At 40.7% G+C, this 14,439-nt stretch carries 14 protein-coding genes; 5 read left to right on the top strand and 9 right to left on the bottom strand.

Going from position 1 to position 14,439, the window contains the following annotated elements; translation table 11 throughout:
• Positions 1–16: 16 nt before the first annotated feature.
• Positions 17–1,873, top strand: coding sequence for a sensor histidine kinase (locus ACGTJS_RS09220; protein ID WP_410471842.1), 1,857 nt, complete (start codon positions 17–19; stop codon positions 1,871–1,873).
• A gap of 61 nt (positions 1,874–1,934) precedes the next feature.
• Here ACGTJS_RS09220 and ACGTJS_RS09215 read toward each other — a convergent pair whose 3' ends face one another.
• The 9 genes from ACGTJS_RS09215 to ruvC form a co-directional block, all read right to left on the bottom strand.
• Complete coding sequence (locus ACGTJS_RS09215) at positions 1,935–2,249, bottom strand: DUF3817 domain-containing protein (protein WP_410471841.1); 315 nt, start codon at positions 2,247–2,249, stop codon at positions 1,935–1,937.
• A gap of 14 nt (positions 2,250–2,263) precedes the next feature.
• Complete coding sequence (locus tag ACGTJS_RS09210) at positions 2,264–3,256, bottom strand: DNA cytosine methyltransferase (protein WP_315043481.1); 993 nt, start codon at positions 3,254–3,256, stop codon at positions 2,264–2,266.
• Positions 3,253–4,107, bottom strand: coding sequence for an NgoPII family restriction endonuclease (locus tag ACGTJS_RS09205; protein ID WP_410471840.1), 855 nt, complete (start codon positions 4,105–4,107; stop codon positions 3,253–3,255). The genes ACGTJS_RS09210 and ACGTJS_RS09205 overlap by 4 nt, the downstream gene beginning before the upstream one ends.
• The gene (gene topA, locus ACGTJS_RS09200; protein ID WP_410471839.1) at positions 4,100–6,742 is read right to left on the bottom strand and encodes a type I DNA topoisomerase; all 2,643 of its coding nucleotides are present in this window, start codon (positions 6,740–6,742) and stop codon (positions 4,100–4,102) included. Before topA ends, ACGTJS_RS09205 begins: the two co-directional genes overlap by 8 nt.
• Positions 6,743–6,811: 69 nt before the next feature.
• Complete coding sequence (locus tag ACGTJS_RS09195; RefSeq protein WP_410471838.1) at positions 6,812–7,261, bottom strand: hypothetical protein; 450 nt, start codon at positions 7,259–7,261, stop codon at positions 6,812–6,814.
• A gap of 299 nt (positions 7,262–7,560) precedes the next feature.
• Complete coding sequence (lysM, locus tag ACGTJS_RS09190) at positions 7,561–8,049, bottom strand: peptidoglycan-binding protein LysM (RefSeq protein WP_410471837.1); 489 nt, start codon at positions 8,047–8,049, stop codon at positions 7,561–7,563.
• 206 nt (positions 8,050–8,255) lie between these two features.
• Positions 8,256–9,359 carry a calcium:proton antiporter gene (locus tag ACGTJS_RS09185; protein WP_410471836.1) on the bottom strand — a complete coding sequence of 368 codons (1,104 nt, stop codon included), beginning with the start codon at positions 9,357–9,359 and terminating at the stop codon, positions 8,256–8,258.
• Between the two features lie 179 nt (positions 9,360–9,538).
• Positions 9,539–9,679 carry a hypothetical protein gene (locus ACGTJS_RS09180; protein WP_315043315.1) on the bottom strand — a complete coding sequence of 47 codons (141 nt, stop codon included), beginning with the start codon at positions 9,677–9,679 and terminating at the stop codon, positions 9,539–9,541.
• Between the two features lie 9 nt (positions 9,680–9,688).
• A complete protein-coding gene (gene ruvC / locus ACGTJS_RS09175; RefSeq protein ID WP_315043314.1) occupies positions 9,689–10,288 on the bottom strand; it encodes a crossover junction endodeoxyribonuclease RuvC in 600 nt (199 codons plus the stop codon).
• 213 nt (positions 10,289–10,501) lie between these two features.
• On the opposite strand from ruvC, the gene ACGTJS_RS09170 reads away from it, so the two are divergent.
• The 4 genes from ACGTJS_RS09170 to ACGTJS_RS09155 all read left to right on the top strand — a co-directional run bounded on the left by ACGTJS_RS09170 (position 10,502) and on the right by ACGTJS_RS09155 (position 14,424).
• A complete protein-coding gene (locus ACGTJS_RS09170; protein ID WP_315043313.1) occupies positions 10,502–11,125 on the top strand; it encodes an FxsA family protein in 624 nt (207 codons plus the stop codon).
• A 121-nt stretch (positions 11,126–11,246) separates the two neighbouring features.
• A complete protein-coding gene (locus tag ACGTJS_RS09165) occupies positions 11,247–12,431 on the top strand; it encodes an aspartate aminotransferase family protein (protein ID WP_410471835.1) in 1,185 nt (394 codons plus the stop codon).
• 108 nt (positions 12,432–12,539) lie between these two features.
• Positions 12,540–14,165 carry a cell envelope integrity protein CreD gene (gene creD, locus ACGTJS_RS09160; RefSeq protein ID WP_410471834.1) on the top strand — a complete coding sequence of 542 codons (1,626 nt, stop codon included), beginning with the start codon at positions 12,540–12,542 and terminating at the stop codon, positions 14,163–14,165.
• A gap of 28 nt (positions 14,166–14,193) precedes the next feature.
• Positions 14,194–14,424, top strand: coding sequence for a hypothetical protein (locus ACGTJS_RS09155; RefSeq protein ID WP_315043310.1), 231 nt, complete (start codon positions 14,194–14,196; stop codon positions 14,422–14,424).
• Positions 14,425–14,439 lie beyond the last annotated feature (15 nt).

The following is a 14,439-nucleotide window of genomic DNA, read 5'->3' as shown; positions in this document are numbered from 1 at the left end:
TTAAGTAAGGCACGCTATGGGAACGAAATCATTTAACTATTCATATTTGGCAAAACGCTTTGTTACCATGCCGTTTATTTTGGTGCTGGCGATGTGTTCTGTCATTTATCTGATTAGCGACATGATATACACAATGCACCACGAAGTGGCTTATGTTAAAAATATCAATAAAATCCTTGCCAAAACAGCGACCACGCAAAATACCGAACTGATTAATGCACAAGTAAAAAATATTTCGCAGTTGTCGCCACAGATTGAAAGTATTAATTTTTTTCCGACCACCATGGCTCAGACGGTGAATAATGATGATTTGACGCTTGGCAATATATTTTTTGGCGATTATTATGGTCTGAATGTGCCTGTGGTGCTACAGCTCAATTACCAAACGTCCAATGACCAGACCCACGTCAATCAGCTCATTGGCTATATTAACACGACTTTGAATTTGCAATATATTCGCAAACATTGGTTTCATGATAATTTACCCATGTTTGCAGTAATTATTATCGCCTCGATGATTAGCTTAATGCTTATGTTAATGGCATTAAAAAAAGCGACCAAACGCTTGCCTTTATTAGAAGAGTTAAGCAAAAAAGCCCTACAAGACGAACCCATTGACCAAAACGCATACCAACAAAACAAAGACAATCAAGCCGTTTGGCTATACGAACAGGCTTTGTTTTATTTATTAAATAAAGAAAAAAAATTACAATACGCTTTGGACAAAGCCACCAGTGAAATCAGCTTTATCAACGATGCCAAGCTTCAACAACAAGAACAAAGCGCCAATTTCCAAAGTAGCCTAACCCAAGAGTTAAAACTGTCATTGGACGATGTGCAAGCAGGTTTGACATTGTTAGAAAATCAATATGTCAGCAATGAACAAAAAAGTGCCATTGAAATGATTGGTTTTGGCGTGAATGATTTAAATGCCAAACTCAATCAGCTTATTCAGCTCAATCACCTTGAAAAAGGGCAAATCGGCATTGAAGCCCAAAAATTTAACCCTGCGATTTTGCTTAGCAATCTTATAGACAGATTTCAAAATGACGCACGTGAAAAAAACATACTTTTGTCCGTCAAAAGTTACCATGCGGACTATATATTAGAAGGTGATGCCCAAAAAATTCAGCTTATCATCTCATCTATGTTAGAAAATGCGTTAAAATTTACCGATAATGGTTCAGTTACCATCACATCACAAATCCAACACTTAGAAAAAAATATCCGCTGGACAATTCAAGTGATTGACACAGGCATTGGCATGGATAAAGCCCATCTACACGATATTTTTCAGCCATTTTTCCAAATCAACCCAAACCACAAGCATAGCACTAACCCCAACACCATTGGGCTATTTTTGGCAAAAAGATATGCCGATATTATCCATGGTGATATTGAAGTGGATAGCCAACTTGGGCATGGGACGACCTTTCGCCTACACGTACTGTTAAAAGACTGGAACAGCCACAGCGAGCAAAATGTGCTACAAGGTAAAAAATTTGCCATCTGGTACAAAAACGAAGCGGTGCTATCTCAAGCAAAACGCTTAATTAATACAGGGGTGGACATTAGCACGTTTAAGGATAGTGAACTATTATTTGATTTTTTGCAAAACAATCATGTAGAAATGTTGATTATCACCTTTAAAATTCCACACGAACAAGTGTTAAAAATCGCCAAACGTTTGCGAGAATTTGAACAAAAACGAAATTTTCGCACGCTGATTACTTATTTTTATCAACCCAAATACCTAACGGCACTGGATGCCGAAAAACTCAAAACGGCAGGGGTGGATTATTTTGAGAATGCGATTGAATTAGACACCAGCTTACACGCATATATTGAACGTTTAATCCAATATGTGCGTTAATAACCAATAATACAACGCCTCAAATACGAGCTTTGAGGCATTTTTTAATATACCTATAGAATTATTCTTCCGTTTCGTATAAATCATCATCTGCCAGTGTTAATTTGTGAATATATCGCTCAAAAACAAAGGGCATAAACGGCAAAATGGACGCAATCAGCCCAAATAAAAATACTTTTAGCGACCATTTTTGTAATTGGCAAACAATCAGCAAAATTACAATAAAACTGATAAATAGCACGCCGTGAGCCATACCTGCGTAAGGGACGAATTGGGGCATATCAAATTTGTACTTTAACGGCATGGCAACGCCCAATAATAGCAAAAATGATAAGCCTTCTAAAAAGCTAACAATGCGTAAGTGGGTTGGGGTCATTTTTTGTCCTTATTTTAATTAATTTTTTGATAAATACTGTCAGCAACTATTTTTGCTAATCCCACAGGCACAGCATTGCCAATCATTTTATAACCGTCATTCACTGATGTATAAACAAATTCAAAATCATCTGGAAAGCCTTGGATTCTTGCACATTCACGCACCGATAATCTGCGGTATAAATCGGCTTTTATGGGATTAAATTCAAATACATTTTCGGCAATTTTGCTCATTTTTGGGGCTTGTGGGTGCTGTGGGGCTTGCCGTCCACTCGCTTGAATGGTAAAAGACGGCTCTTGCCATGTTCGCACACGATTTCGGCTCATATAAATGGGCGAATAACTACCGACAAAATATTCATGATTTTTTACTAAACATTTGTTACCATTGGTTTTATTATTGTCTAATGCAGGAATGACGGTATCTTTTAAATCAAAAATCACATCTTGCAAATGGATTTTTTTATCATCATCAATGGGCTTTGGAAAGTCAAATTCGCTAATATTTAAGTCATGACGAAAGCCAACATAAAACACTCGTTTGCGATTTTGAGCCACGCCATAATCATAAGCATCAAGCAGTTCAATAAAGACGTGATACCCTGCATCTTCAAACATTTCAATAATGTTTTGTACTGCAGTACTATGACGTTTGGCAAGCATACCTGACACATTTTCAGCAACAAAAAATTTAGGTTGCTTAGCTTTTAAAATGCGAATATAGTCAAAAAACAACTGCCCACGTTCATCATCAATACCACGCAATGCCCCTGCTTCGCTCCAACTTTGACACGGTGGTCCACCAATAATACCATCACATTCGGGAAAATCGCTGTCGCTAAATTGACGAATATCGCCTTTTAATAAAGGGTTATCATGATTTTTTTCATAAGTCGCCCAAATACTTTTGTCGTATTCATTCGCCATGACAATATCAAACCCTGCTTGACGAAAGCCTAAATCCATGCCCCCTGCCCCTGCAAATAGGCTAATAATTTTTGGTTTCATGCACTTTCTCCAACAAAAAATTGGATAAGTTTTGCTGATTTTAATTGAGCAGGATTATTAGGATTTTTAATATTAATATCAATTAATTGTGCATTTGGTGTATGTTCAATTAGCGAAATTAATTCTTGACGATTAATTAAAGCTTGCCATTTTTCATCATTAATAATCGCCATAAAATTAAAGGCATGGTCAAAATTGCGTTCATACACATAACTAAAAACTTTAAACGGATTTTCAATGTGCCACATTCCACGCACACGCAAATTGGTAATTCCAAGTGGGTCAATGCGTTTAATTTTTCCAAGCTCTTTGGTTGGGGTAAATTCCACGCCTTCAATGGTTTCTACGCCTGTTTTGATACGCTGTTTAATTGTTTCATAAACGCTTTCATCGGCCGCATAATCCACACCATACACCAATGCTAAGGCTTGTAAGTTTTCACCATTCACAATACCAACCACATAGAGCATATCTTTTTGTTGCCAATTTTCAGCCGTTTTGCAAGTGGCGGTTATCATTGGGCTATCAGCGGTTAAAATAGCTTTCGGATAACTAGAATTTAAAGCTAAACCAGAATTTTTACTTTCAATTTTTTTAACTTCTATCGCATCGCCACCTTTTAACATCATATCAGGCGGATTACTGGTATTGCCAAGATAAGAAAAATGTTCGCTAATTGCTGGATTTCTTTGGTTTTCATCTAAATTAAAACCATTAATAAATAAATCTTGCACATAACGCTCAAGGGCATCACCAACATTATTAATGCGGCTTCGTCCTAGATAAGTCGCTTGTAAGTTAATGATTGGATTATTAATCAAGCAACAAATGGCATTGATAATATTACTCACTCACCCACGCCCCTTTTCGCCACACCAACGCAAACTTAGTCGCCTTGCCGTCTTTTTCCGAGCCGATATACTGCTCCGCCCCTTTTCTGCTCCAGCGAACAATGGTCGGATTGCCGTCATTATCAGTGTCGGGTGCGTCTAGCAAATAGTGGAATTTTTCTTCTAATTGCGATTTAATTGGGCGTAATTCACTTAACTTTGGCGGACGAGTTTCACGCACTTTGGGGAATTTACTTGCCGCCAAAAATAGCCCTGCCGCCCCCTCACGCAGGACATAATGGTCGTCAAATTTTTGCGAGCGTAACTCTGGCATTGGTATTGCCGTCATTCGTGGCGGTGCAGCCTCACCATTTTTTAGCACTTTTCGGGTATTGTCGCATTTTTGGCAAGCAAAATACGCTCCAAATCGCCCTGTTTTTAGCTCCATTTGCCCATCGCATTTGTCGCAGTCAATGGTCGGTGCATCCGTGGTTTCAAACACGCCTTTTTCTAGCAAATAGCCATCGCAGTCGGGGTTATTACCACAAATGTGCAATTTTAAACCACCGTCCACGATATAGCCGTCCATTGCTGTGTTGCATTTTGGACAGCGTTTTTTCTCAAGCAAGGCTTGCACTTCGTCCGTGTCGTCATCTGCGGTTTGACTGGCAAAAGCCTCCACCGCCATAAGGTTTTTTGTGCCTTTACAGCGTTCTTTTGGGGGCAAATTGTAGCCTGTACAGCCCAAAAACACGCCTGTTGAGCCTGTACGAATTTGCATCGGACGACTACACAAATCGCAATGTACGTCTGGCACGTCCGTTGGGTCGTTGGGTTTCATGCCGTCTTTTTCTTTAGCATGATTTAATTTTGTTTTAAAATCACCGTAAAAATCGTTTAGCACAGTTTTCCAATTTTGCTCGCCTGTCGCCACTTCATCAAGCCTGCCTTCAAGCCCTGCGGTAAAGGCATAATCCATCAAATCTGGAAAACTGCCGATTAAACGGTCGGTAACAATATCGCCCATTTTTTCGGCAAATAGGCGTTTGTTTTCCACCTTGACATAACCACGCTCTTGAATGGTAGAAATGATACTGGCATAAGTAGAAGGTCGCCCAATGCCTTGTTTTTCAAGCTCTTTGACAAGGCTTGCTTCGGTGTAGCGAGCAGGTGGTTTGGTAAAATGTTGGCTTGGGTCAATGGCGTTTACCACCAATTTTTCGCCAATTTGCACATTTGGCAACAAAATTTCATCATTTTTGGCAGGTGGTTGCACTCTGGTATAGCCGTCAAAAGTCATGGTACGCCCTTTGGCTTTTAGCTCCACGCCCCCTGCGTTTACCGTCAAAGTCATGGACAAATATTGGGCAGGTAGCATTTGGCACGCCACAAACTGTCGCCAAATCAGCTCATACAGTCGCTGTGCATCTCGCTCCACGTCTTTTAGGGCGGTGGGCTTAATATTTACGTCCGATGGGCGAATGGCTTCGTGAGCCTCTTGGGCGTTTTGTTTGTTGCCATAGACGTTGGCGGATTTTGGCAAATAATTTTGTCCAAAATTTTGTCCAATATAATCACGCACGTTGTCAATGGCATCTTTTGACAAAAACGTGCTGTCGGTACGCATATAAGTGATGTAGCCTGCCTCGTACAAACGCTGGGCAAGCATCATGGTTTTTTTAACAGGAAAGCCCAAACGAGTGCTTGCCGACTGTTGCAAGGTGGACGTGATAAACGGAGCGGACGGCTTGGATTGCGTGGGTTTTTCTTCACGGTCAGAGACGATAAAATCCGATTTTTGTAAAATTGCTACAACTTTTTGTGTGTCGCTCTCATTTTTTAGGGCAAGCGTTTTGCCGTTTTGTTTTACCGCTTCTAACCAAATATTTTCATCTTCATTTTGGCGGTGGGTGTCAGCGTGAATTTCCCAATATTCTTGCGGAATAAAGGCACGAATTTCATGCTCACGCTCCACCACAAGGCGAGTGGCAACCGACTGCACACGCCCTGCCGACAAGCCACGAGCAACCTTTGCCCAAAGCAAGGGCGACACCATAAAGCCAACCACACGGTCAAGAAAACGGCGTGCTTGCTGGGCGTTCACCCTGTCCATATTAAGTTTGGTAGGGTGGTTAAAAGCGTCCGTGATGGCGGATTTGGTAATTTCATTAAACACCACACGGCTGTATTTGCTGTCATCACCGCCGATGACTTCTTTTAAATGCCACGCAATCGCCTCTCCCTCTCTGTCCAAGTCCGTTGCTAGATAAATGGCGGACGCATCTTTGGCAAGCGATTTTAATTCGCTGATGACCTTGGTTTTGTTGGGCAAAATCTCATAAGTGGCTTGCCAGTCGTGTTCTGGGTCAATGCCCATTCTACGCACCAACGCTTGTTGGGCTTTTTCTTCACGAGAGAGTTTCACGCCGTCATCTTTGGCAGATTTTTTATCGCCACTGCCAGAGACAGGTAAATCACGAATATGACCCACGCTTGAGCGGACGATGTAATCACTACCTAAATATTTGTTGATGGTTTTGGCTTTGGCAGGGGATTCCACGATGACCAAGGCTTTTCCTTTACCTGTTGCTTTTGTAGTTTTTGTTGTGGTGGGTTTGGCTTTTGTGGTGGTTTTTTTGGTTACGGTTTTTGTCATTGTCGTGGTTCACATTGTCAAATAAAGTTGAATAAAAAGGGTAAAAATGCTCATAACTGCGATATTTTGCTATTTATTTTGCACTAAATTGGCTATTTTTTGCAATTCATTTTTTAAAAAAATTAGGTCTTTTTCGGTTTTTTCAAGGTTGGCTTTGTTACCCATGTTCACATTTTCTTGCCAATATAGACAGATAAAATTGGCTTTACAACTGATTCCTTGTATGGTTGGCGTGATGTCTGGAGTGATTTCGGCTTTGTGTTTATCAAGGGCAAAATTCGCCGAAAAATTATCCGTCATCGGTCGCCATTCGCCATCAATGATTTGATAATCGCAAGGCGACATTTTGCCGTCTTCCACAATCAGTCCGTATTGAGCTATCATGCCTTTGCCTTTTTCGCCTGTGCGACCTACTATCCAATGCGGACAGGCGACCAGTTTTGGCTGTAAGCCGACTTTGCGTGCGGTCATGCGTAGGTTGTCAAGGTAGGTATCTCGTGCGGACGGCTTTAGCCCCATGATACTGCCTAAAATAAAAATTACAATTGCAACGGTTATCCAAATGCCCATTTTTTGCCTTTTTATAAAAAATTATCAAATAAATTTTTTTAAAAATATTAGTTAAAAGGCGGTTATCATAATCATTTTATACAATGAAGTAAAGCCAAAAAATCCAAACATCACCATAAAAAAACGCATTTACCATCAAACATTTTGGTAAATGCGTTTTTGAATTGACAATTTTAACAATGTTTTTAACAAAACGTTTAATTAAAAAGTTAAAGTTAATGGTGCAACATTGTTAAAATTTAACATCATTATGCAGGAATACGCAATACTTGACCTACATAAATTTTGTTTACATCTTTTAGCAATGGTTGATTTGCTTCAAAGATTTTTTGGTATTGGTTGGCATCGCCATACATTTCTTTAGAAATTTTTGACAAAGTATCACCAGATTTAACGGTGTACATACGAGATTCAGGCTCTGGGGCAACTACGCTGATATGGTCTACTACCGTTGAAACGTGTTGTACGTTACCTGCTGCCAAAATCGCTTTTTCACGCTCGGCTTGGTTAGCGGCTGTACCAGAGATATCAACGGTATCAGTATCGCCATTGTAGTTCACCGTTAGGTTTTCAATGGTGGCATTTTGTTGGATACGAGCCAATAATAGATTGGCGATTTCTTGAGCTGATGGCTCTACAGGTGCAGTTGGGGCTGGCGTTGATGCTGGTGCTTCTTCTTTTTTATCACGGTTAAAGATTTTATCACCGATGTCTTTAGCAAAACTAAAAATTCCCATAATTTCCTCACATATTTTGTGTTTTGGTTGTGTTTTGATAATTTATAAAACTTTTAAAACTTTGTCAAAACAAGTTTTATAAATTGGTTGTTATTTGTACAAATATTAACAAATTTTTGGGTGTTAATTTAGATTAGTTTGGTAAAAATCTGTTAATTTTTGCAACTTTTATTTTACAATATTTTTTTAAAATTTATTTGTCAATTTTATGGCACGATTGAAAAAAAGATAAAGGTGGCAAACATAACAAGGTGCATTACGCCTTGTAAAAAGGTGCTTTTGCCTGTGCTAAGCGTGTTCATCAGTAGCAATAACGTTACCATTAACATCATGTCATCTTTTGGCGACAAGCCTAAAATCAGCTCATTGCCTGTTACCACGCCATAGATGGCGATGACTGGAATGGTTAAAGAAATGCTTGCCAATGCCGAGCCAAGTGCCAAATTTAGGCTGTTTTGTAGTTGGTCGTTGTAGGCAGCTTTGACGGCGGCGATGGATTCTGGTAACAGTACCAAGCCTGCAATGATGATACCTAGCACCACTTTTGGCAAACCCATAGCCACAAGTGTGCTTTCAATCAACGGCGATAGCATTTTTGCCAAGCCAACCACCGTTACCAATCCGACCAACAAAAGTCCGCCACTTAAGGCAATGGTTAGCATATTGTCGCTGTGATGGCTTTGGGTTTCCAACTCAGTAACAAAATAGTTGCGATGGCGAATGGTTTGAGTAAACAAAAACGCCCCATACATCACCAAACAGCACACCGCCAAAAAGATAAGTTGCGAGTTGAGCATACTGCCACCGCTCAACGATGTGGTAAAGTTTGGCAACATAAACACCATCAACGCCAAGATTAACAGCACGCTGACCGCTTTTTTGACTCCTTCTAATTCAAAGCCTTGAATATAGTTGCGTAAACCGCCTGTCAAAAGACACAAACCGACAATCGCATTGCACACAATCATCACCGCAGAATACACCGTATCCCTTGCCAATACCGCTCTGTCTTCGGGTGAACTGCTACTCATTAATACCACGATTAACGCCACTTCAATGATGGTAACGGCGACTGCAAGCACCAATGTGCCAAACGGTTCGCCAACTTTGTGGGCGATGACTTCGGCATGGTGTACCGCCGAAAATACCGCCCCAATCAAACCGACCGCCGTCAGACTGTACACCAATGCCCCTGTTGGGTGGGCGACAAGGTGTATCGCCAACAGCACAAATGCCAACACAGGGGCAATGACTGTCCACGCTGGCAAATTGATTTTAAAACGTTGTTCTAACCAAAAAACTTTTGACATTTTTCCCCCTACATTTGTTAATTAAATTTAAATCAAGAAAAATTATCAATTAAAATTTATTTGTTGTAATAATATTGTATTTTTTATTATTTTTCAATATTTTTTTTCATTTATTTATAAAAATTGATATTAATTTTCTGTCATTTTGGTTTTTTGCCAAAAAATTATCGCTGTTAAACTTAAAAATCCCAACACCATGCTAAAGCTTGGGTAATAAAGCCTGCGGGCAAGCCTTGAGCAAAGTATAAGGTTAAAAGTATGGCTAAAATTTTGTAATGTTGTGAAGATTGTATTGGCGTGTGCATGGTTTGTTTTTGCATGGTGTTGTCTTATTTTTTAAAATCGGTTTCATCTAATCGCCAACGCCCTTTTTTCTTTGAGCGTGTCGGTTGATTTAAGCGATTGCCAGTCACAGAACCAATAATTTTGGCTAAACTATGTTGATGGTACGCATGACAAATCGCACACGCCAAGCCGTCCGCCGCATCCGCCTGTGGGCGAATCGTCAGATTTAACAGACGCATGACCATCGCTTGCACTTGTTCTTTGTCGGCTGCCCCATAGCCACAGACCGCTTGTTTGATTTGGCGAGCGGTGTATTCTGCCACTTCCAAATCTTTGGCGACCAACGCCGTAATCGCAGCTCCACGAGCCTGCCCCAGCTTTAACGCCGAATCTGGATTGCTTGCCATAAAAACCTGTTCAATCGCTGTGGTTATCGGCTCATCGGTGTATTTTTGGTAATGCTCCACAATGCGATTGACCCCAAAATAAATGCGTTTTAACCGCTCTGGCATGGTTTCTGAACCTGTGTCCAACTGCGTGTGAATCGTGCCTGCGTCCAAAAACTCCAGCCTATCACCCACATCACGGATAATACCGTAGCCTGTCATACGAGAACCGGGGTCAATGCCAATAAAAATCGTCATAACTTATCACTTTTTAAATTTTTGTTTTAACATTTTGTAAATTTTTAAAATTCATTCAACGTTTTTTATGTTTTGTCAAACATTTTGCAAAAATTTGCAAAAAAATGTCAATTTCCTATTTTTTTTTGCAAAAAAATGCCCCATTATACCTAAGAATGTTTTAAAATACTGTTTTAATTTTTCGTCAATTTTTTGTAAAAAGGCTGTTAGTGTATGGGAAATATCTTAGGCATTGCGATTGTTTGGTTTATCATTGAAATGTTGCTTTGGTACTTAATCGCCCAATTTGTCAGTGGTTGGTGGGTGTTTGGTTGGTTTGTGGTGGCGATTTTTATCGGCTCTGCCTTAATTAAAAAAGGCATGGCAACCCTAAAACCCTTAGCAGGTCAAGCCCAAGCCGCCATGTTAAACCCTGCCATGCGTCCGCAAGAAAACACCGTTGTCAAAGCGGTGGCGATGGCGTTTGCAGGTTTGTTGTTATTATTGCCGGGGATTTTGAGTGATATCGTGGCGTTAGTCGTGCTGTTGCCTGCGGTGCAGACCAAGTTTAAAAACTTTGCCAAAGATTATGCGACCAAAAACCCAGAAAAACTTGTGCAAATGATGGCAAGCAAAATGGGGGGCATGGGCGGTATGAACGGTATGCCAAATTTTGACCCGTCAATGATGGGAAAAATGGGCGGTCAAAACCCTTTTGGGGGGCAAAATCCGTTTGGCGGTTTTGGTAACGGTGGCTTTGGTAATAACGGTTTTAACAATAAAGGCACAACAGTGGATGGTACTGCCAAAACGGTTAAAAATACCAAAACCATCGGTCATTCTGCCAATGATGATTGATTTTATCAAAGAATTTTACATTAAAAAGCCAATTTTTATCACAAAAATTGGCTTTTTTTTGGCAATTTGTTAATATATTGATTATTTTATCCATTCATTTTATCAATCAAAAAGGCACACCATGATATCACACCTACTCCCCACCTACAAACGCCAACCCATCAGCTTTAGCAAAGGTCAAGGCTCGTACCTTTATACCAATGATGGCACAGCCTACCTTGACGCACTCACAGGCATTGCGGTGTGTGGCTTGGGGCATTGCCACCCACGCATTACCAAAGCAATCCAACAACAAGCCCAAACCCTTGTACACACAAGCAACCTTTACGGCATTGACTGGCAAGAGCAAGCTGGCGAAAAACTGTGCAAAGTCGCAGGTATGGACAAAGTATTTTTTGCCAATAGCGGTGCAGAAGCCAACGAAGCTGGGCTAAAAATGGCTCGTCTGTATGCGTCAAAACGTGGACAAAAGCAAGCCAAAGTGATTGTCATGGAAAACTCGTTTCATGGTCGCACGCTACTGACCGTATCAGCAACGGCAAATCCGACCGCTCGTGCAGGTTTTTTTACCCTTGATGATGAATTTGTGCGTGTGCCATTTGGCGATATAAATGCGATTGAACAAGCAATTAGCGATAATGACGACATTTGTGCGGTTATGCTTGAGCCAATTCAAGGCGAAAGTGGTGTACGCACGACGGACAATGGTTTTGAGTTTTTAACGCAAGTGCGTAAAGTTTGTGATGACAATGATTTACTGATGATACTTGACGAAGTGCAAACAGGTAACGGACGCACGGGCAAATATTTTGCCTATCAGCACACAAGCATTAAGCCTGATATTTTGACTACTGCAAAAGGCTTGGGCAATGGCTTTCCTGTTGGGGCGTGTATGACCACAGGCAAAGCAAACGACATTTTTGGCTACGGCTCGCATGGCTCAACCTATGGCGGAACACCGCTTGCTTGCCGTGTGGTGTGCGAAGTGATTGATACCATCATTGATGAAAATTTGACCGAAAACGTCATCAAAACGCACGACATCATCAAAACCATCATTGAGCAAAACCTTGCCAAAGATGGCGTAACCATGCGTGGGGCTGGCATGATGATTGGCGTGGTATTGCCTACCGACCGCAATATTGATTTTGCCACGCTCGTTGATAAAGCTCGTGATAATCACAAACTTCTTATTAACGTGGCAGGGGGCAATGCCATTCGTCTGTTACCAGCATTAAATTTGACAGTTGAAGAAGCCACCGATATCGCAGGACGTGTGGTAGCGTTGGTAAAATCGGTACTTTAAATCCTATAAAAAATCCATCAATTTTCCATAAAACTCACAAGATTTTTGCACCATTTTTCCATATTCCTTTTTTATACTAAAACCACAACGTTAAAAAAGGAAAACCTTATGCAAAAATCACTTATCGCCAAAATCACCCTGATTTTTATCCTGTGTGGACTGTTTGGCATTGGCTTGGCGTTTGTTGATAACATCATTGACGAACGCAAAAGCTACTACCAAACCGTGATGGACGACATCAAACAAACCCACGTCAAAGACCAACTACTCGCCACGCCCTTTGTCGCCATTGCCAACGCTCAAGGCGTGTATATTCCGCAGTTTGCCAGTCAAAGCGACATCAAAACCCAAGCCCAAGTTACCGATAAAGACTACAAACGCAGTATTTACCAAGCGATTAGTTATAACAACGTGTTAAATATTCAACAAAATTTCAACCTTGCCAATTTTGGTGAAATTGCCCCCCTTATCCAAAAAACCGAAACAGGTTACGAAATTATCACAGGTGGCACAGCCGAAAACCCAATCGCCACAGAAACAACAGAAACAACAGAAACAACAGACACAACGCCAACCCCACAAGCCAGCCCATCGGCAGTCGTACTGGCTAAAGGACAATCATTAAAAGACATTGAACAAGCCCAAAAAGCCAACCCACTGCCTACCCCAACGGTAAAACCCAAAGAGCCACCTGCTCGCTATTATCAATGGAACACCGCCAAACTTATCATTCCTGTGTCGGATTTGCGTGGCGTTACTTTGCCAAAAGTTACTATTAATGGCAAAGATTACACTGCCTATTTTCCCAAACACAAAGATATTGAACAGTTTGATTATGTGGAAGTGGATTTAGCAGATTTGTTCAAGGATGATTTGACACGCTCGCTCACCCTTGCCAAACCGCTTGATGTCAAAATCAACATGAGCTTGGTCGGTATTGACAGTATTCACGTATTGCCATTGGGTGAAGGCTTTAACTACAGCCTACAAGCCAACTGGACAGACCCCAACTTTTTTGGCGATGCCTTGCCGACCAAACAATTTAGCCCAACAGGTTTTACCGCTACTTGGAAAAACGAATTTTTAGCAACCAATAACAACCAAAAGTTGAGTAATTGCCTATACACCAACGGCTCATCAGGCGGTTGTCAAATTGGTGATATCCAAATCAGCGACTACAAATGGCTAAGCACCGCCTTTGTCAGTAGCAACAACATCTACACACAGACCGACCGCACGCTCAAATATGCGTTATTGTTGGTAATCGTTTCGTTTGGCACGTTCTTTTTGTTTGAAGTGTTAAAAAACTTGCGTATTCACCCAATTCAGTACGGTTTGGTGGCGATGGCGTTGCTTACTTTTTATGTGTTGGTGTTGTCATTTGCCGAACATATCGCCTTTTGGCAAGCCTACAGTATCGCATCGCTTGCGTGCGTGGGGTTGATTGGTTGGTACACTTATTTTGTGTTAAAAAGTGTGAAACGTAGTTTGGTTTTTGCCAGTATTTTGGGCAGTTTGTACGCAGGTTTTTATCTGATTTTGGCAAGCGAAGGCATGAATTTGTTGCTTGGTGCGGTGTTCTGCTTTGCGTTGATTGCGATTGTCATGTTTTTAACACGTCATATTGACTGGTACAAAATCGGCAACGACCAACAAAACGATGACCCAAACGACCACCAAAACTCACAACCAGCATTGAGCCAAACGTTACAAAATCAACAAGCTGAATATTAAACAAACTTTTAAAAATTAGGAAAAAATCGTGAAAATCATCAACAACGAAACCACACAACACAGCAAAATCGGCTCACAACCGTTTGACAATGTAAACCAAAACAACCATTACATTGGACAAAATAAAACCGATATCGTCAAAAAATTGTTAAATTTAAAGGTGGATTATGTGGAATTTGTGCATTGGCTTGCCGTTCCCACGTTGGGATTATTGTTAAAATTTGATAAACAAATTTGTTATCAAATAAGTGATTATTAATCATTGTAAAAGTTA

This window comes from Faucicola mancuniensis (genome assembly GCF_046523945.1).
Classification (GTDB): Bacteria; Pseudomonadota; Gammaproteobacteria; order Pseudomonadales; family Moraxellaceae; genus Faucicola; species Faucicola mancuniensis.
The sequence above is the reverse complement of the archived record's forward strand: the minus strand, read 5'-3'. Positions and strand labels throughout refer to the sequence as shown.

Excerpts from the sequence above, each read along its gene's own strand:
- ACGTJS_RS09220 (WP_410471842.1), top strand. The coding sequence starts at position 17 with ATGGGAACGAAATCATTTAACTATTCATATTTGGCAAAACGCTTTGTT.
- ACGTJS_RS09215 (WP_410471841.1), bottom strand. The coding sequence starts at position 2,249 with ATGACCCCAACCCACTTACGCATTGTTAGCTTTTTAGAAGGCTTATCA.
- ACGTJS_RS09210 (WP_315043481.1), bottom strand. The coding sequence starts at position 3,256 with ATGAAACCAAAAATTATTAGCCTATTTGCAGGGGCAGGGGGCATGGAT.
- topA (WP_410471839.1), bottom strand. The coding sequence starts at position 6,742 with ATGACAAAAACCGTAACCAAAAAAACCACCACAAAAGCCAAACCCACC.
- ACGTJS_RS09195 (WP_410471838.1), bottom strand. The coding sequence starts at position 7,261 with ATGGGGCTAAAGCCGTCCGCACGAGATACCTACCTTGACAACCTACGC.
- lysM (WP_410471837.1), bottom strand. The coding sequence starts at position 8,049 with ATGGGAATTTTTAGTTTTGCTAAAGACATCGGTGATAAAATCTTTAAC.
- ACGTJS_RS09185 (WP_410471836.1), bottom strand. The coding sequence starts at position 9,359 with ATGTCAAAAGTTTTTTGGTTAGAACAACGTTTTAAAATCAATTTGCCA.
- ACGTJS_RS09180 (WP_315043315.1), bottom strand. The coding sequence starts at position 9,679 with ATGCAAAAACAAACCATGCACACGCCAATACAATCTTCACAACATTAC.
- ruvC (WP_315043314.1), bottom strand. The coding sequence starts at position 10,288 with ATGACGATTTTTATTGGCATTGACCCCGGTTCTCGTATGACAGGCTAC.
- ACGTJS_RS09170 (WP_315043313.1), top strand. The coding sequence starts at position 10,502 with ATGGGAAATATCTTAGGCATTGCGATTGTTTGGTTTATCATTGAAATG.
- ACGTJS_RS09165 (WP_410471835.1), top strand. The coding sequence starts at position 11,247 with ATGATATCACACCTACTCCCCACCTACAAACGCCAACCCATCAGCTTT.
- creD (WP_410471834.1), top strand. The coding sequence starts at position 12,540 with ATGCAAAAATCACTTATCGCCAAAATCACCCTGATTTTTATCCTGTGT.